We start from the raw sequence: 18,058 nt of genomic DNA on the forward strand, positions 1-18,058 counted from the left end.
TTGCATGGCAAGCCTTTTACCTTATTTAACAAATTACAGTAATTTAGGTATTATCAAAAAAAACTATATGCCCAAAATCCTGCTGGTAGAAGATAATGAGATGAATCGCGATATGCTATCACGCAGACTAGTACGTCGCGGGTTTGATGTTGTAGTTGCCGTTGATGGTGCGGCGGGGGTAATAACTGCCCAAGCAGAACTACCTGATCTTATTGTTATGGATATGAGTCTACCAGTATTAGATGGGTGGGAAGCTACAAAACGATTGAAGCAAATAACTGCTACTCAAAATATTCCTATTATTGGTTGCTCAGCACATGCTATGGTCGGCGATCGCGAAAGAGGGATTGAAGCTGGTTGTGATGATTACGACACCAAACCCATAGAGTTTGCACGACTATTAGGAAAAATTGAGCATCTATTAAAAAAGTATGTCAGAAATTAACGAGGCAAAGTTATTAGTTATTGATGATGATCCGATGAATCGAGAGATTCTCTATCGCCATTTAAGAAACTTAGGATATTCAGATATTACTTTGACTGATGGGGGCAAAAGTGGACTAGAAATAGTTGCCTCGAATTCAATAGATTTAATCTTGCTGGATATGATGATGCCAGTAATGAATGGTTTAGAAACACTAACTCACCTTAAAGCCAATTTCCAATCGCGGGTGATTCCAGTAATTATTATTTCTGCGTTAGATGAAAAAGAAATGATGCTTAATTGTATTCAAAAGGGGGCTGAAGATTACTTGATCAAGCCCTACGATCGCGTTCTTCTCAAAGCAAGGGTAAGTGCTTGTCTTGAGAAGAAAATATTGCACGATCGCGAAGTCTTAAATAATCAGAAACTAGAGGCAGCGTATAAAGAGCTCGCCATTGCATATCATGATTTAGAAGTTGTTAAAAATGAGTTAGAAGCACTATCGCATCGCGATGGATTAACTGGTATTGCCAATCGCCGCTACTTTGATACTACACTCGAAAGAGAATGGAACGCAGCCCATAGAGAAAAAAAACGTCTCTCTCTCATATTATTTGATATAGACTATTTTAAGAAATATAATGATACCTATGGACATCTAGCGGGAGATGACTGTCTATGTCAGGTGGCAATTACTGCTTCGCAGGTGATCAAACGCCCTAGGGATACGTTAGCAAGGTATGGAGGTGAAGAGTTTGCAATAATTTTGCCTGATACGAATGAAGTAGGAGCCGCGTTTTGTGCTGAACAAATTCGTTATGCTATTGAAAACCTCAATATAAGTCATAGCTCTTCACAGATAAATTCTTGTGTTACCGCTAGTATAGGAACGTCAACTATCTGCCCTCATGAACAAATTTCCACAGCGCAACAATTAATTAAAGAAGCGGACTTAGCCCTGTATCAGGCAAAACGAGAGGGGAGAAATTGCGTAAAAGTATGGTCAACGAACTGATAATCAAATATTGGAATTTTAAATAGCGGGTGGCAAAAATGGGAATTCAAAATTTTCAAGTATTGATTGTTGATGACAATGAAATAAATCGCGATATGCTTGCTCGACGTTTGCATAGAAGAGATTTTAATTTGTCAATGGCTGTTGATGGACGAGAAGCTTTGTCAATGATTCAAGTAAATCTCTATGATCTGATCTTACTGGACATCATGATGCCTGAAATTGATGGATATGCAGTTCTCAAATATTTGAAAGAAAACTCAAGATTCCGAGACATTCCTGTAATTATGATTTCAGCGATCGAAGAGATGGACAGCGTCATGAAATGTATGGAAATAGGAGCTGATGACTACCTTACTAAGCCATTCGATCCTGAGATGTTAAAAGCCGCAATTAATCGTTGTCTACCTGACAGGGGGAAATATTCAAATACTCCGCCAATTCCCAATCAACAAGTTTCTGGATTATCTAGTCCTAGTTTTGCAAATTTTAGTGCACAAAGTTCTGAGTTTAAATTACCCGAAGATACGACTCGTGGGACTTCAACCTCATCAATTAGCATTGATGAGGTTGTCTATCGTATTATGCAGTCAGGAACGATTAGCCGAAAAGGATATTTGTATTTTAGTAAAGCAATTTTCAATGCTTTATTTGAGAATTCAGGATTAACTGATCAAGAGGTTTATCAAATTTACTCAGTATTTGATGCAATTCAATCAGGAAAAGTTAGAGTAGGTGAATGAAACTACTCGCCAAAGAGAGTTGCGCCGCTTTGCGGCGCAACTCTCTTTGGGGTTTTATTTCTTTTTAGTTATGCTGTTGAAGTATTCCTTAGCCTTAGCAAAAGCATACTTCACTCTATCGCCAATTGTTGGATCAGGTAAAACTGCAACTGTAACTTCCTCATCAGGAAAATCTTTCAGACGATAGCCATATTCCAGATTATCTTTGAACTTCCGCAAGATAGGATACAAACGAATTGCGCCCTTCAACAATTCTGCTTCCTGTTGAAATATAGCCTGACTAATTTTATTACTACGTTCTACTGCCATCGAACCCGCAGGAACCCATTCCTTCCCCTTGATGCGGATAAAAATGTTGAACTCAGGTAAACCCTTGTCCTTCATCTCATCATATCTACTAGCAGCAGCCTCACGCTTGTTTGGAGATTTCTTCTTTTTCTTGGGCTGCCCAGAGACTTGCCCAAACCCTGATGCCTTAGTTTCAGACATTTTTTACCTTATATATTTCTAGAAATAAGTTTTTTATAAATATGTGAATTAAGTTAAGTTGCTTAAATTTTATATTTAACAAAAGTTTACTTTAGTCTATGGTTCAAAAACAATCTGTCTTTAGAAACGCGATCGCTCTTTCTATCGACCGAGATTAGTGGTCATAAAAAAGCCGCCTTAAGGCGGCTTTTTTATTTACCCTTCTTTGAGTTGGCTAGATGGCGAATCTAGGTCGAAAAGTACTTGTAACATTTGCATTGCACGGCGGCGCGTCTCAATGTCTTGTTGAGCACGTAACTGAACCATCGGATCATGCAAGATCTTGTTGATGATGCCACGAGTCATACTCTCGATTACATCTTGATGTTTGTCCGCGAAGTCATTACCGAGACGAGATAGAGCTTTTTCCATTTCTTGCTCGCGAATGATTTCTAGCTTTTGACGGAGCTTGCTGATCGTGGGTACAGTCTCTAGCGATCGCCACCACATATCAAACTCAGCCACACAACCTTCCAACAAAATCTCAGCTTGCATCGCCATTTGACGGCGGCTTTCTTGATTTCCTGCTACCACTGCTTGCAAATCATCGACGTTGAAAGCTCTAGTGTTTGGTAGCTCTTTAACATCAGAACTGATATTGCGGGGTACAGAAATATCAATAAGGGTCAAACCAGTGTGATTTCGGGCGATCGCTTCGAGATTTTGGCGGCTAAGAATCACTTCAGTCGAAGCAGTACTGGTAAATACAAGATCGGAAATTGCCATACAATCTAACATTTGATCCAATGGACGGATATCAAATTCTGCATCGCTAGTCTCAAATTCTTTGAGCATCGCCGCAGCGCGATCGCGCGATCGATTTACGATCGCAATTTTTTGTGCTCCTTTAGAAATTAAATGTTTCACCAACAGGCGAGACATTTTGCCTGCACCGATAATTGTCGTGTGCTTATCAGATAAATTTTGTAACTTGATTTGAGCAAGCTCCACCGCAGCAGAACTGATCGACACCGCACCCGTTCCAATTTCGGTCTCAGTCCGAACTCGCTTACCCGCTGACAAAGATTGTTTAAAAAGTTGATTGAGAATCCGACCTGCACCATTATGTTGCTGGGCGAGCCGATGCGTATTTTTGACTTGTGCGAGAATTTGTCCCTCGCCAAGCACCAGACTATCTAAACCCGAAGCAACTCGCATCAGGTGAGTCACGGCATCTTGACGGAGCAGAATAAACAGATAGCGACGTAGGAACTGTAGAGGTAGTTGGCTAAACTCAGAAAGAAACTGCATAATTTCGCGAATACCACTTTCGGCTTCGCTAGTAACCACATATAACTCTAAGCGGTTACAGGTGCTTAAGATAGCAGCTTCTTCTATACTCGGATAGCTCATTAGTTGAGCGATCGCAGCTTCCATGCGATCTTCGGGAATGCTCAACTTTTCCCGTACTTCCACAGTCGCGGTTTTGTGACTCAAGCCAACAACTGCAATATTCATATCGTAAATGCGTTTCTTAATTAAGAACTGGACTAGAAATAATTATCTTATGGGAAGAGCTTATCAGGAGATAGCTACCACTGTCGTAGGTACTTATTACTCCTTAACTTTATGTTACAGAAAAGGCAAGTGGCATAACCTACTTGTTCTAAATTAAGACTTCCTCCAAAAAGTTTCGGTAAGTACCTGTTCGAGCAAAGGTTGCATTTTGACTTTAAGAAACCATTTAAGAATTACTTTCTGCGGTCAAAAGCTCTAAGAGATCCCCCTCAATCCCCCTTAAAAAGGGGGAAGAATTTAATTCTCCCCCCTTTTTAAGCTACCGTGTACACACAAGTCAACTGTCTACGTTTCGATTTATCTCAGCCCCCTAAATCCCCCAATTCTGGGGGACTTTGAAAGAATTTTATTTTCTTGTTCCCCCAGAATTGGGGGTTAGGGGGCGATTAATTGTTGACTTGAATAGGTTTTATGACTTGTGTGTACACCGTAGCCTTTTTAAGGGGGGCTGGGGGGGGATCTAGACAATTTTTAAATGGTTTCTAAGATAAGGTTGTCAAAGCTAGCCATCTCTTAAAGTTAAAGTCAATTTTTTAAAGTCAATTTTTGGCTTTTATTTTTTCAATAGCTTTTATCCAAGTTCCCTGCTTAATAGATAGTGGCAGCGAGAAGACACGCTGCTACTATCTATTGGGTTTTAGTTTTGTCCTAACCATAAATGGCTGTAGTGATAAAACAAATAAAAAACATAAAAATAGGTATGGGACTTTGCCCCATACCTATTTTTATACTGAAATCAAAGAAAACTAATAATTAACGGAGATTAATAGTCTTAGGCTTGTCGCTAGTCAAGTGGATTGTATCTACAAAACGAGCAGTCTTCGATTGAGTCGAGATTACCAAAGATTGAGTACGGCAACCGCCAGCAAAGAAACGGACACCTTCCATTAAAGTACCAGGAGTGATGCCACATCCAGCAAACAAGACATCCTTACCACAAGCCAATTCGTTAGCATCATAGACCTTATCGCCATCTTCGATGCCCATTTCCTTGAGACGAAGCAAGTTACCTTCGCGAGTCCACTTAGCACTTTCAGGTGTATTAACTTCGGCTGGATCATAAACTAGACGACCTTGGAAATGTCCACCCAAGCAACGCATTGCGGCTGCCGAGATGACACCTTCAGGAGCAGCACCGATGCCCATCAAAGCATGGATGTTTGTACCAGCAAAACCACAGCAAATTGCTGCCGATACATCACCATCGCTGATCAAACGTACACGAGCTCCTGCTGCACGGATTTCGGAGATCAAGGATTTGTGACGAGGACGATCCATAACAACGACCACTAATTCTTCGATCGCACGACCTAGACATTCAGAAAGAATTTGTAAATTTTTGGTTGGTGTGTTGCGGATATCTACATGACCTTTTGCGGCAGGTGGTGCAGCTAGTTTATCCATATAAAAGTCAGGTGCTTGGAACAAGCCACCACGCTCAGAGATGGCAAGAACTGCCATTGAGCCATTTTGACCGTAAGCAACGAGGTTTGTGCCTTCGCAAGGGTCAACAGCGATATCGATTTCTTGTAATTCTTCGATTGTACAGAATTCGGCAGCGTTTTCCTGTGTGCAGATACCAACTTCTTCGCCGATGTATAGCATAGGTGCTTCGTCTCTCTCACCTTCGCCAATGACGATACGTCCGCGCATATGAATCTTGTTCATACGTTCGCGCATTGCTTCAACTGCGGCTTCGTCGGCTTCGTCTTTTTTGCCCAAACCCATCCACTTTGAAGATGCGATCGCTGCTTGCTCAACAACCTCAATAATCTCAAGACTGATTGTACTATCCATGCGTAGAAATACCTATTTACCTAAAATTTATAACTATTAAGACTTTGTTACGTTCTAGAAATTTTTAGAACCAGAAAGCAAAATATAAGTTTTGTTGTGTCTTACTACACAACCTCGTAATTAAGTTTACAGGGCAGAAGGACAAATTAAAACTCAAAAGATAGAGTGCGCCGCGAAGCGGTGCACTCTATCTTTTGGGTTTGGTTTATTAATTTTGGTTAAGAAATGCTTAACACTGGTACGATCAAGTAAGGGGCTTTTCTCTTCTACCCAAACTAATGTATTGCGTATAACTGCTATGTTGCCAGACCATTCTGACCATTCTGTTTTTGCCGATGAGATGCCTGAAAACCTTATAAATCATAGAGATTTTGATAATCTAGTTTTTAATGATGGCAATGAAATTGAGGCTGACAAACCACAGGAAGCTTGTGGTGTTTTTGGGGTATTAGCGGCAGAAGGGGATGTTGCTAAACTTGTATATTTTGGACTGTATGCCTTACAACATCGTGGTCAGGAATCAGCAGGTATTACCGTCTACGATGAGCATGGGACGACCCATACATATAAAGCGATGGGATTAGTTGCCCAAGTATTTAATGAAACTATCCTCGCTGAAATGAAGGGAGCATTAGGAATTGGCCATAATCGCTATTCGACTACAGGTTCGAGCAAGGTTTGCAATGCTCAACCGATTGTTGTTAATACCAGACTGGGTGATTTCTCACTTGCTCACAATGGCAATTTAGTCAACGCGACAGAGTTACGCGGCGAACTGTCAGCTCAGGGTCACGCACTAGAATCAACTACTGATTCTGAAGGAATAGCTTTTGCCGTTAGTGAGGCAGTAGAAGAAGGTAAGGATTGGCAAGAGGCGATTGTAACGGCACTGCGTCGATGTCATGGAGCTTTTAGTTTAGTAATGGCGATGCCTAATGCGATCGCAGGAGCAAGAGATTCCTATGGTGTACGTCCTTTGGTAATTGGCAAAACTGAAGATGGTTCTTATGTTTTGTCGTCTGAGACATGCGGCTTAGATATTATCGGCGCTGAGTATGTGCGTGAGGTTCTTCCTGGGGAACTGGTGATAATTACGATCGAGAATGGGATTCAATCTTTACAATGGGAGGAGGCTAAGCCAAAGCTATGTGTATTTGAGATGATCTATTTTGCAAGACCTGATAGTGTGATGCATGATGAAAGTCTTTATACCTACAGACTGCGAATCGGTCGCGCATTAGCTAGAGAAAGTTTTGTAGAAGCCGATATTGTGATTGGTGTCCCAGATTCAGGTATTCCTGCGGCGATCGGATTTTCACGAGAGTCAGGGATTCCTTACGGTGAGGCTTTGATCAAAAACCGTTACGTGGGACGGACTTTCATTCAGCCAACCCAAGCGATGCGAGAATCAGGAATCCGCATGAAGCTCAATACCCTCAAGGATGTTTTGCAGGGTAAACGGGTAATTGTGATCGATGATTCGATCGTAAGGGGAACGACGAGTCGTAAAATAGTAAGAGCATTGCGTGAGGCTGGTGCAATTGAGGTACATATGCGTATTTCTTCGCCGCCCGTTACTCACCCTTGTTTTTATGGTATTGATACGGACTCGCAAGATCATTTGATTGCTTCACACAATTCTGTCGAGGCGATCGCTAAACAGATTGAGGTCGATACGCTTGCGTATCTCAGTCACGACGAAATGTTAAAAGCGACACAAATTGATACCGCGCATTTTTGCACAGCTTGTTTTACTGGGAAATATCCGATTGAAGTTCCTGATAAACTCAAGCGCACCAAACTTATGCTAGAAAATACGGCAACATGACCAAGATCCTCTTTCATCTCGCATTTCCAGTTAAAGATATTCCAAGCACCAAGGCTTTTTATATTGATGGTTTGGGTTGTTTGGCAGGACGCGAGTCAAGCGACTCGCTGATCATGAGTTTGTATGGTCACCAGTTGGTAGCGCATGTTGATCACGAGAATATAGATTCTCAACGTGGCATCTATCCGCGACATTTCGGGTTAGTTTTTTATTCCGAAAATAACTGGATGGCTCTGTTAGAAAAAGTTCATGATAAGCGTCTTAAGTTTTATCAAAAACCAAAAATTCGCTTTGTGGACACTCCTTTAGAGCATCGAACCTTTTTCTTGGCTGATAATTCAGGCAACATTTTAGAATTCAAGCATTACAAATTTGAAAATGCAATTTTTGGTGAGACTGATTACAACAAAGTCGGAGATTCAGACTTTGCTCAACAGGTTCCTGTGGTTTCGCATTAATCTGTTGGCAAAATACAAAAAAGAGATGGTGCAAGCACCATCTCTTTTTTGTTTAGGATTAATTCCTGCTTTTAACTTCTTACGAAGCATTTGCATTTGCTTTTTCTTTTGGCGTTGGCGAGCAGATCCGCCCTTACCTTTATCATTTCGACCTTCTTTGCGTGGGGATTCCCATCGCTTGAGTCTTTGGCTCATATTTTTGTACCGATATTGATTTTTTACAGATAATTTAATACCTATTAAATTATTAATCTAATATTACGTTAGCTGACGCAAGAATTACTATCACTCTTGAGAATGAGAGCGCGCTGAGAACGCTCCCTCTTTTAGGTTGATTTTTAGGCTAGTTTTTGCTTGATTTCTTCAGGGTTTCTAAATCCGATCGCGATCGCCTTGCCATCTTTGACAAATAAAGGACGTTTCAACAACATTGAATCTTTAGCATAGGCTTCAATCCATTGAATGTGTGACCATGTATCTTTTTCAGTGCCAAGCGATCGATAAGATTGTCCAGAGGTGTTTCGCATTACTCTTTCCCCTAATGCATTTACCCATTCGGCGATCGCAGTTCGAGATGGCGGATAGTCTTTGGTATTGATAAATTCGTAGGCAATTCCTTGATTATCTAACCAAGCGATCGCTTTTTTGCAGGTTCCACAATTGGGTATGCCATAAACTTGAATAGACATAAATTTTCTCGGATTATGACTTGTTAAAAAAAGATACAGGGATAGGCAAGCCCAATCCTTTAGTGGCAGATAAAACATTACAAGGCAGCTTTGACTACCTACAGCTATTGTATGGTATTTATAGCAACCCTCGATACGCATACAATCATAGGCAGCAATTCTCATTATCACAATTAGTATGAGAATTATACCAATTCACAAAAGTGGGACAACACTTCTGTGAGTTAAAAATTAAATCCTGTAAGGGTTTTAAAAACACAAAGTGGCTGCGCCACTTTGTGTTTTGGTATTACTGAATCATAGCGATCGCGAATGCTGCCGATGATTTCGGCAAAGAAATAGTTTACGAAGTTCTTCTATAGCAATCAAGATCGGTGGACAGGTTAGCAAAATCAACCAATGCCAATTTGCTAAGGAAGCAGTTCCGAATACTTGTCTGAATGGTGGAAAGTCGATAAATGCGAAGAGCGCAACACATTCAACAGTGATTCCCAACCAGATCAAACTATTGTTTGATAGCGACTGACGGAATATAGAACTCCAATAAGAACGACAAGCGAATAGATTGCCAACTTGACAAGCAACGATCGCCGCAAGAGTAACAGTTGTCGCTTGGCGATAGATAGCGGTCACTGTGGGATCGGCAGTTTGAGAGAGAATCATTGGTGTGACTTGTTGCAAATCTCCTAGAGAATAGCCGTAGCTCCACCAAACAATAAAGAAGCCTAACATCGATAGAACTGCCTCGATCATGCCTAGAAATAGATAGGCACGGAGTAGTAAAGGAACATTGAGTAGAAATTCTTGCTTAGGACGGGGTGGACGATCCATAATTCCAGCTTCGGGAGTTTCCGCTCCTAGCGCTAGGGCAGGAACCATGTCTGTGCCCAAATCCACCGCAAGTATCTGTAAAATCGTTAACGCGGGAGGAATCTTGAAAGCAACCATACCTAAAAACGGCACAATCTCTGGCACGTTTGAGGCAAGAATATAGGTCATAAACTTGCGGATATTCTGATAAATTGCCCGACCCTGCTCGATCGCGACCACAATCGTAGCAAAGTTATCATCAGTCAAGACAATATCCGCCGCTTCTCGTGCGACATCTGTACCATTTTGACCCATCGCGATCCCGATATTGGCGGCACGCAAGGCAGGAGCATCATTCACCCCATCCCCCGTCACCGCAACAATTTCACCGATATCTTTGTAAGCCTGTACCAATCGCAATTTATGTTCAGGTGACATTCTTGCAAATACTAATCCAAAGCGATATTTTACTACTTGTTTTAGTTGTGCGTCCGAGAGATGTTCCATGCCTTCACCTGTGACCACACGCACTTTGCCGCTAACCAGCCCAATTTGACGGGCGATCGCTTCCGCAGTGAGTCCATAGTCTCCTGTAACCATTGTGACTTTGATGCCAGCTTGATGACATTGGGCGATCGCTTTCGGGACTTCCTCTCGTGGTGGATCAAACATGGCAACTAAACCGATAAATATTAAATCTTGCTCTAAGTCCTGAGCTTTGAGATCTAGTAGTTCCTGCCCACCTTGACGCGCCGCTAGACCTAACACCCGAAATCCTTGTCGTGCCAAATCATCATTGGCTTTGACGACCTCTGCCCAATAGGTATGAGTTAATTCTTGAGCCTGTCCATCGCGCAAAATCAAGTGACAATGTTTGAGAACTTCCAACGGTGCGCCTTTAGTGAAGGCGAGATTGGGAAAATCGCTAGACCATAGTTCCGAATCTTGCCAATTTAACACTACCGTCATCATTAGGCGGCGTGAGTCAAATGGAAGTTCTCGTAAGCGTGGGTACTGCTTTTGTAAATCTTCTAAATTTAGTTCCGCTTTTCCTGCTGCTACTAATAGAGCCGCCTCAGTGGGATCACCAATTTCTTGCCAACGACTAGGGGCATTGAGATGCACCAAACGCGCATTAGAACAAAGTGCCGAACCGATCAGCAAAACTTTGGCTTTACGAGCAGTTTCAGAATCTGCGGGAATGTTTACTTTGCCACTAGTGGGGTCGTAACCTGCACCTGTGACTTCAATAAGCCGATTTTTTAGAACATTATTAACATCTTCAGATTGGGGATTTGGATGATCAGAGGTTGTTGGTTCTGTCGGTAACCAAAGATAGCGCACCGTCATTTCATTTTTTGTCAATGTGCCAGTTTTATCGGTACAAATCACCGTAGTTGCGCTGAGGGTTTCCACTGCCGAGAGCCTTCGGACAAGGGCATTACGCCGCGCCATCCTTTTCACTCCAAGGGCAAGTGCGAGCGTTACTGTCGGTAATAAACCTTCAGGGATATTTGCGACGATAATACCGATCGCAAAAATAAAGCTCTCAGTCACATCCATCCCAATCAGAAAATAACTGAGCGCAAATACAGTCACACCCATACCAAGGGCGATCGCGGTAATAATTCGCACAATTCGCGAAACTTGAATTTCTAACGTACTGGGCTCACGCTTTACCTCTGTAGTTAAATGGGCGACCTGTCCAAACTCTGTCTCAGCGCCCGTTGCATAGACAACTGCCACTGCTCGCCCTGCGGCAACCATTGAGCCTGCCAACACAAGGTTGGCAATTTCTGATGGATTCACTTTTTCCTGCATCGGCTGTTCGCCTTGACGTAGCATCGTTTTACCGCCACGCACTGACACTGTCTCGCGCAACCTCACTGGATAAGGACTTCGTGCTACGGGTAAAGATTCTCCCGTCATTACCGATACATCTAGATACAAACTTTCTGCCGATATCAACCGCGCATCTGCGGAAATGCGATCGCCTTCTTCCAGTTGCATGACATCGCCACGCACCAGTTCTCTCGCAGGAATTTGCTTTAGTTCACCGTTTCGATAAACTTTCACCTGCATCGGCAAAACTTTTTTGAGAGCTGATAATGCTTTCTCTGCTTGAAACTCTTGCCAAAAGCTAAAGATGGCATTAATCCAGATTACTGACCAAACTGCCCAACCGAGTTCAGGAGTACGGGAAATAAAGGCTAGAATCCCTGCGATCCAGAGTAGGAGAGCCATAAAATGAGTTAACTGATCGGCAAACCGCAGCCACAAAGGACGATGGGCAGGTTCAGGCAATTCATTTGCACCAAATTTCTCTAATCGTGATTGCGCTTCTATCTGCGATAATCCATTAGCACTAGTGCCAAGAGATTCGTAGACTTCTTCAAAGGACAAAGCCCATAGTGGCTGGTGAAGTGATGCCATGCTGGTCTACTCCTATTAATTCCTCATATCGCAGTTTTCAAATGAGTATGTACTCATTTGAAAACAAAAACTCAATCCCAGTAAGATTTTTGAGTTTTCATTTTGCCGTAGGCAAAATGAAAATCACTACAAATATAAACCTAGCACCAGAAGCTTTCGCGAAATCTTAAGACTACAACAAACGCCACAAAGATTATTGAAAGTCTTGCCAATCAAAGCTTTCAATAATCTTTGTGGTTTGGGTTTGATCGAATATTGCTGTATAATGCCAATATGTTAGGCAAGCTACTTGATCGCCGCTACCGCATTATCAGAGAATTAGCAGAAGGAGGTTTTTCGCAAACTTATCTTGCTGAAGATACGCGCTTGCCAAAAAATCCTCAATGCGTGGTCAAACATCTTAATCCCACTATTGATGATCCTGTTTTCACCCAAAAGGCTCTAGAACTATTTAAAGCCGAAGCCGAAACATTACAAGAATTGGGAAAACATGATCTGATCCCTCAACTTTACGCATATTTCCAAGAAAACAAAGAATTCTATCTCGTTCAAGAATTTATCGCAGGACATCCACTCAGTAAGGAAATGTCTCCTGGAAGCCAAATGGCAGAAGCGCGAGTTGCCCAAATTGTCAAAGAAGTATTAGAAATCCTGCAATTCGTTCATAAATATAATGTCATTCATCGCGATATCAAACCTAGCAACTTGATTCGTCGTCATAGCGATGGCAAACTGGTATTGATTGATTTTGGTACTGTCAAGCAAGTCCAAATGGAAGTTGCTAGCGCCCATCATAAAGCAAAAGTGACATTACCAATTGGTACGCCTGGGTATATGTCCTACGAACAAGAACGCGGTCAATCTGTATCAAATAGTGATATCTACTCTTTGGGAATGCTGGCTCTGCAAGCTCTTACTGGTAAGCATCCTAGCCAGTTCCCAAGAGATCGCGATAATGAGATTACTTGGCGCAGCTATGCCAAAGTGAGTCGTGAATTTGCCGCAGTTTTAGATCGGATGGCACGTTGCAATCCCCGCGATCGCTATCAGACAGTTGATGAAGTTCTGAAAGATATCGCGAAACTACCAAAATTAAGTACAGTTTCCCCCCGAATTACTGATGATCGAGAGGTTAAGTCAAATCCTCTCTTATTGACATCCGCGATCGCCTTGTTAGCTTTAACTGGTGGAATTTATCTGTTTAGTACAGGATGGAACCCGCTTAAAAGCAATAGTCTGCCAATTAACAGCCTTAGTCCTAGTCCTTCTATCTCTACACCTGAGACTTCACCTTCTCCTTTAGTTCAGACTTCAGCAGCACCTATACTAGACCGCAAGGCTAACTATGGGCAACTAAGTATCTATCTCAAAGAGAAAGACTGGAAAGCTGCCGATCATGAAACCTATTTATTACTTCTCAAAGCCGCAGGAAGCCAATCTGATATTGACGGGACATTTCACCCCGATGAATTTAATCGGATTACTTGTGCGGATCTAGTTTTAATCGATCAACTATGGACACAGGCAAGCAATGGCAAACAGGGATTAACTGCTCAGAAAAAGATTTACGAAGATTTTGCTAAAGATATTCGTAAAACATACGAAAATATTGGTTGGCTCAGTCCATCTGGCGAACTAGCGATCGATACTGCCTACGATCGCAAGACTTCACGGTGGGAATATATCGAAGGTCGGCAGCCCAATTTCAAGTCTCCACCTGTTGGGCACCTGCCATTTTTGCTTCGCGATCCCAACAAAAATTTAGAGCGCATGGCTACTTTATATCGATGTTCGTCCTAATTTTTTAGCCTAACCGTTGAGCGCACAGCAAATGACAACTTAGAAAGCCACAAGATTTTTATTAAAAGTTTTGCAAAGCAAAACTTTTAATAAAAATCTTGGTTTACATCTCTGCACAATGCCATTTAATACCAAAAGACAAAATGTACGCCATTTTGTCTTTTAAAACCCTTACTGGATTTAGTTTTTTAATTCATAAAAGTGTGCCGACACTTTTGTGAATTTGTATAAACACTATCAAGGATAAAAATATGAGATTAAATTTGCGTAGCCTATTTCTCCTATTAATAACCGCAAGCTCAATTAGCTCTCTAATGTTGAGTAATCATGCAGCGATCGCACAAGTTGCTGAAGTCCCCAATCCTGATAGTAATGGAGACTTTAGATCCGCCTTTCAGCGTGGCAATCGTGGTTTCTATACCATTAGCAAATGGCTAGTCGTACAGCCAATGGGATCTGGTGTAGAAGATTATGCTTTAAATTGTCGATACACACCGAATGGACAAATTAGGTCGCGAATTCAAAGAGGTGCGATCATGACTGCGGTTTTCAAGGGAAATCCAAATCTGCATAGCGCCGAACCTCCTGACTCATCTAGTGATGCGATCGTTTTAGACAAAGAAGGTGTTCCTTGGCTAAGGGTTAGAGGTTTACAGAATGAGTTGGCTTACCCAGCAAAGCCTGCAAATTTTGATCAACTTGGCGAGTGCTATGTCAGAGCTAACTTGAAGTACATTGCCCCAATCAACCCTGATTCTCTGATGGTTTATGACACTAATACATATTGCAAAGAGCAGCCATTATATTGCCAGCCCAAACTTCTAAAATGGCTATCATTGGGGTACACTCCATAGTTCCCTAGGAAAGCTTTGTAATAAAACCAGAAGATTTTTGTTGAGAGTGTTGCTTTGCAACACTCTCAACAAAAATCCAGCAATTCTAATTATGAAACCGATTTTAGATTTTTCAGCGCCGTAGGCGCTGAAAAATCTAAAATCGGTTTTGATGAAAGTCCGCAAAACTGATTTTTAAAATGAGAATAGCTGACAAAAATCTTCTGGTTGGGCGAAACTGACCACTATAATTTACAGTTGTTATAGATAGAGTAAAGCTTTGCTATGCGCTATGTTCTACACACTAAATTTTGAGATATGTCATGCTCTGCCCGTTTTGTCAGCATACCGATAGCCGTGTTTTAGAATCTCGTTCGGCAGAGGCAGGCTGTAGTATTCGACGCAGACGCGAATGTCTTAATTGTCAGCGTCGGTTTACTACATACGAACGCATTGAGTTTGTACCAATTACAGTTTTAAAAAGAGATGGAGCCAGTGAATCTTTCGATCGCTCTAAGCTTTTGCGAGGCATGATTCGAGCTTGTGAAAAAACGGGGGTATCACAAACAACTCTAGAATCAATTATTGACGAAATCGAAGCGCAACTACAAGTACGCGATTGCCATCAAGTTTCGAGCGTGGAAATTGGCGAGATGGTGTTGCAATATTTACAAGATGTCAGCGAGGTTGCATACGTGAGATTTGCTTCAGTATACCGACAATTTCGGGGGGTTCGAGATTTTGCCGAAGCTCTAAACCACTTTGCAGCAAATTAATGTCAAGTTTGTTACAGCTATCAATTAAGCAAAATAGAGAGATATACCTCGCACTGCCTCTAGCTTCTGGGTTTTAAATTGATATCAAGCTATAGTATAGAAAATACTTAGTGACAAAAATTTGTAAAGAAAAGTTGAAATTTTTTATTTACCCTAGCTATAATAACAATGTTTTGTAATCCCGATCGCATTTCAGGGTCTAAATTAGGAGGTATCAATTTGGCAAGGAGACGTAAGCGCAAAAGTAGACGTCGCCAAGAAGGGCGCAAAATCCTAGAACATATTCCTCAATTTAGTATCGATAGCGGTGAAGACAAGCCCGTGACGGCTGCACGAAAGTACATTCATACACATGGCATTCTTCCTCCAGCACTGTTGCTTGTAAGACGTAACGAGCACACAACAGATCGATACTTTTGGGCAGAAAAAGGACTATTTGGAGCACAGTATGTTGAAGAAAATCACTTCTTGTTCCCTAGTCTAAAACCACCCGAAGAAAGAGAAGTTGCACTGGTTGGCTGTAGATAAATTTTTATCGTCCGATCAGAGTAACCAAAAATCTCGGTTTTTGTATTGGTCACTTTTTTAGCATTTTTATATATAGATCCTTATTTCTTCTACAAGCGGAGTCCACCGTGGCAATTTGAAGAAATCTGGATTTATTTATAAATTGCTGTAAAAAGTAAATTCATTTGCTAAGTATATTTGATTTGTTGTCTAGTTAAATATACTTAAAAATTTTACAGTTATTTATGTAGCTGGAAAATGGGGATTTTATTTATTTGTACAGATATTACCTGCTGAACTGTTTTATTACATCTTCCAGAAGTGAAATGTCACTTCTGGATTTTTTTTACGACTCGATTCAGATACGGTATAAAGTGCTGTATTTGCATTTCTACTATGCTTTTATCCCAATTCACAAAAGTGTGACAACACTTCTGCGAATTAAAAAACAAACCCTGTAAGGGTTTTAAAGACACAAAGTGGCGCAGCCATTTTGTGTTTTGGTATTAGACATTAAACCCAAAAAATACGCAGATCAGCCACTTAGCGACAAGTCTTTGGGATTTAACATGGAATTTACTGAGTGTAAGAACTAGATATATGAAACTTGGGAGATTTAAAAAGTTAAAGCTAAAGCTAAAAATTTTTTCTCAAGCAAAGAAAGCAGTAATTCTCATTATGAAACCGATTTTGGTGTTTCCAGCGCCTTCGGCGCTGGAAACACCAAAATCGGTTGTTTGAAAGCCCGCCAACGGCGGGCTTTCAAACAACCGATTTTTATAATGAGAAATGCTGCAAAGAAAGCCTATTGAGAAACTCTATACAATTCCATAATGTTAGAATACAAAATGTTGCAAAAATTGCATGAACTGCATAGGCTAGAGATATAGGTAATTACAAATATGGCAGTCAAACCAGATTGGTTGCGAGTTAAAGCCCCGCAGTGGGAGCGCGTTGGTAATGTGAAAGAAGTCTTGCGCGACTTGGGGCTAAATACTGTGTGTGAAGAAGCATCTTGTCCAAATATTGGCGAATGCTTTAACCAAGGTACTGCCACATTTTTGATTATGGGGCCAGCTTGTACTCGCGCTTGCCCTTACTGCGATATTGACTTTGAGAAAAAACCTCAAGCTCTCGATCCGATGGAGCCAATTAATTTGGGTGAAGCAGTCCGACGGATGAAGCTTAAGCATGTTGTCGTTACTTCTGTTAATCGTGATGATTTGCCCGATGGCGGTGCTTCCCAGTTTGTAAGATGCATCGAAGAGATTCGTAAGTTGATGCCACAAACTACTATTGAACTTCTTATTCCCGATCTTTGCTCTAATTGGGAAGCCTTAGCAACAATTTTGGCAGCTCGTCCCCATGTACTTAATCACAATACGGAGACTGTGCCAAGGCTTTATCGGCGAGTGCGTCCACAGGGCGAATATCAACGTAGTTTAGAGCTATTACGTCGAGCTCGTGAAATTGCGCCTTGGGTTTATACCAAGTCAGGCGTTATGGTGGGCATGAGCGAAACCTATGAAGAGGTTTTGGAGGTGATGCGTGATTTGAGAGCTGTGGATTGCGATATTATTACCATTGGTCAATATCTGCAACCTTCAGCAAAGCATTTGACTTTGCATGAGTTTGTAACACCTGAGCAGTTTGAAGCATGGAGAATTGCTGGTGAGGCGATGGGATTTCTGCAAGTTGTTTCTTCGCCGCTTACGCGCAGTTCCTACCATGCAGAGCAGGTTCAAGCATTAATGAAGTTGTATCCTAAATCTGATATCTAGGAATTGGCGTACAATAAGCATTGTTCTGATGTTTTAATGATATATAAACATAGCGATCGCCTATTTCCTACATCAAACATGCGATCGCGCTACGGAATGTTTAGTATGTGGGTAGTGC

At 41.5% G+C, this 18,058-nt stretch carries 16 protein-coding genes; 10 read left to right on the top strand and 6 right to left on the bottom strand.

Features of this window, described 5'->3' with window-relative positions; genetic code table 11:
• The first annotated feature begins 67 nt into the window (after nt 1-67).
• Genes CQ839_RS16870 through CQ839_RS16880 form a run of 3 tightly spaced genes read left to right on the top strand, consistent with a single transcriptional unit; the run spans nt 68 to nt 2,182 of the window.
• Nucleotides 68-445 (top strand): response regulator, encoded by a 378-nt coding sequence (locus CQ839_RS16870; protein ID WP_103669485.1) that lies wholly within the window; start codon nt 68-70, stop codon nt 443-445.
• Nucleotides 432-1,439, top strand: a complete 1,008-nt coding sequence (locus CQ839_RS16875) for a diguanylate cyclase domain-containing protein (protein ID WP_103669460.1) — start codon at nt 432-434, stop codon at nt 1,437-1,439. The genes CQ839_RS16870 and CQ839_RS16875 overlap by 14 nt, the downstream gene beginning before the upstream one ends.
• Nucleotides 1,440-1,477: 38 nt before the next feature.
• Nucleotides 1,478-2,182: a PleD family two-component system response regulator gene (locus CQ839_RS16880; protein WP_103669461.1), complete on the top strand. Its 705-nt coding sequence runs from the start codon at nt 1,478-1,480 to the stop codon at nt 2,180-2,182.
• A gap of 54 nt (nt 2,183-2,236) precedes the next feature.
• Here the strand turns inward: CQ839_RS16880 and CQ839_RS16885 are convergent, their stop codons facing one another.
• From CQ839_RS16885 to glpX, 3 genes are all read right to left on the bottom strand, one after another.
• A complete protein-coding gene (locus CQ839_RS16885; RefSeq protein WP_103669462.1) occupies nt 2,237-2,671 on the bottom strand; it encodes an HHL1-like protein in 435 nt (144 codons plus the stop codon).
• 195 nt (nt 2,672-2,866) lie between these two features.
• Complete coding sequence (locus CQ839_RS16890; protein ID WP_103669463.1) at nt 2,867-4,168, bottom strand: glutamyl-tRNA reductase; 1,302 nt, start codon at nt 4,166-4,168, stop codon at nt 2,867-2,869.
• Between the two features lie 813 nt (nt 4,169-4,981).
• Complete coding sequence (gene glpX, locus CQ839_RS16895) at nt 4,982-6,025, bottom strand: class II fructose-bisphosphatase (RefSeq protein WP_103669464.1); 1,044 nt, start codon at nt 6,023-6,025, stop codon at nt 4,982-4,984.
• 298 nt (nt 6,026-6,323) lie between these two features.
• Here glpX and purF point away from each other — a divergent pair, with 298 nt between their 5' ends.
• Complete coding sequence (purF, locus tag CQ839_RS16900) at nt 6,324-7,853, top strand: amidophosphoribosyltransferase (RefSeq protein WP_103669465.1); 1,530 nt, start codon at nt 6,324-6,326, stop codon at nt 7,851-7,853.
• Entirely contained in the window at nt 7,850-8,311 is a 462-nt protein-coding gene (locus tag CQ839_RS16905) for a VOC family protein (protein WP_103669466.1), read from the top strand. Before purF ends, CQ839_RS16905 begins: the two co-directional genes overlap by 4 nt.
• On the opposite strand, the gene CQ839_RS26065 is transcribed toward CQ839_RS16905, so the two are convergent.
• The 3 genes from CQ839_RS26065 to CQ839_RS16920 all read right to left on the bottom strand — a co-directional run bounded on the left by CQ839_RS26065 (nt 8,273) and on the right by CQ839_RS16920 (nt 12,243).
• Complete coding sequence (locus CQ839_RS26065; RefSeq protein ID WP_103669467.1) at nt 8,273-8,506, bottom strand: hypothetical protein; 234 nt, start codon at nt 8,504-8,506, stop codon at nt 8,273-8,275. The two genes, CQ839_RS16905 and CQ839_RS26065, sit on opposite strands and share 39 nt — an antisense overlap.
• Before the next feature lie 143 nt (nt 8,507-8,649).
• Nucleotides 8,650-9,000 carry a Spx/MgsR family RNA polymerase-binding regulatory protein gene (locus CQ839_RS16915; protein ID WP_103669468.1) on the bottom strand — a complete coding sequence of 117 codons (351 nt, stop codon included), beginning with the start codon at nt 8,998-9,000 and terminating at the stop codon, nt 8,650-8,652.
• A 297-nt stretch (nt 9,001-9,297) separates the two neighbouring features.
• The gene (locus CQ839_RS16920) at nt 9,298-12,243 is read right to left on the bottom strand and encodes a cation-transporting P-type ATPase (RefSeq protein ID WP_103669469.1); all 2,946 of its coding nucleotides are present in this window, start codon (nt 12,241-12,243) and stop codon (nt 9,298-9,300) included.
• Between the two features lie 273 nt (nt 12,244-12,516).
• On the opposite strand from CQ839_RS16920, the gene CQ839_RS16925 reads away from it, so the two are divergent.
• The 5 genes from CQ839_RS16925 to lipA all read left to right on the top strand — a co-directional run bounded on the left by CQ839_RS16925 (nt 12,517) and on the right by lipA (nt 17,940).
• Nucleotides 12,517-14,043 carry a GUN4 domain-containing protein gene (locus CQ839_RS16925; protein WP_103669470.1) on the top strand — a complete coding sequence of 509 codons (1,527 nt, stop codon included), beginning with the start codon at nt 12,517-12,519 and terminating at the stop codon, nt 14,041-14,043.
• Between the two features lie 314 nt (nt 14,044-14,357).
• Entirely contained in the window at nt 14,358-14,897 is a 540-nt protein-coding gene (locus CQ839_RS16930) for a hypothetical protein (protein WP_181016226.1), read from the top strand.
• A gap of 302 nt (nt 14,898-15,199) precedes the next feature.
• On the top strand, nt 15,200-15,652 hold the full coding sequence (gene nrdR / locus CQ839_RS16935; RefSeq protein WP_103669472.1) for a transcriptional regulator NrdR: 453 nt from the start codon (nt 15,200-15,202) through the stop codon (nt 15,650-15,652).
• 168 nt (nt 15,653-15,820) lie between these two features.
• The gene (locus tag CQ839_RS16940; protein WP_181016227.1) at nt 15,821-16,180 is read left to right on the top strand and encodes a DUF3155 domain-containing protein; all 360 of its coding nucleotides are present in this window, start codon (nt 15,821-15,823) and stop codon (nt 16,178-16,180) included.
• An 881-nt stretch (nt 16,181-17,061) separates the two neighbouring features.
• Nucleotides 17,062-17,940 carry a lipoyl synthase gene (gene lipA, locus CQ839_RS16945; protein WP_103669473.1) on the top strand — a complete coding sequence of 293 codons (879 nt, stop codon included), beginning with the start codon at nt 17,062-17,064 and terminating at the stop codon, nt 17,938-17,940.
• Nucleotides 17,941-18,058: the final 118 nt, after the last annotated feature.

The organism is Pseudanabaena sp. BC1403 (genome assembly GCF_002914585.1).
In the GTDB taxonomy this organism is placed as follows: Bacteria; Cyanobacteriota; Cyanobacteriia; order Pseudanabaenales; family Pseudanabaenaceae; genus Pseudanabaena.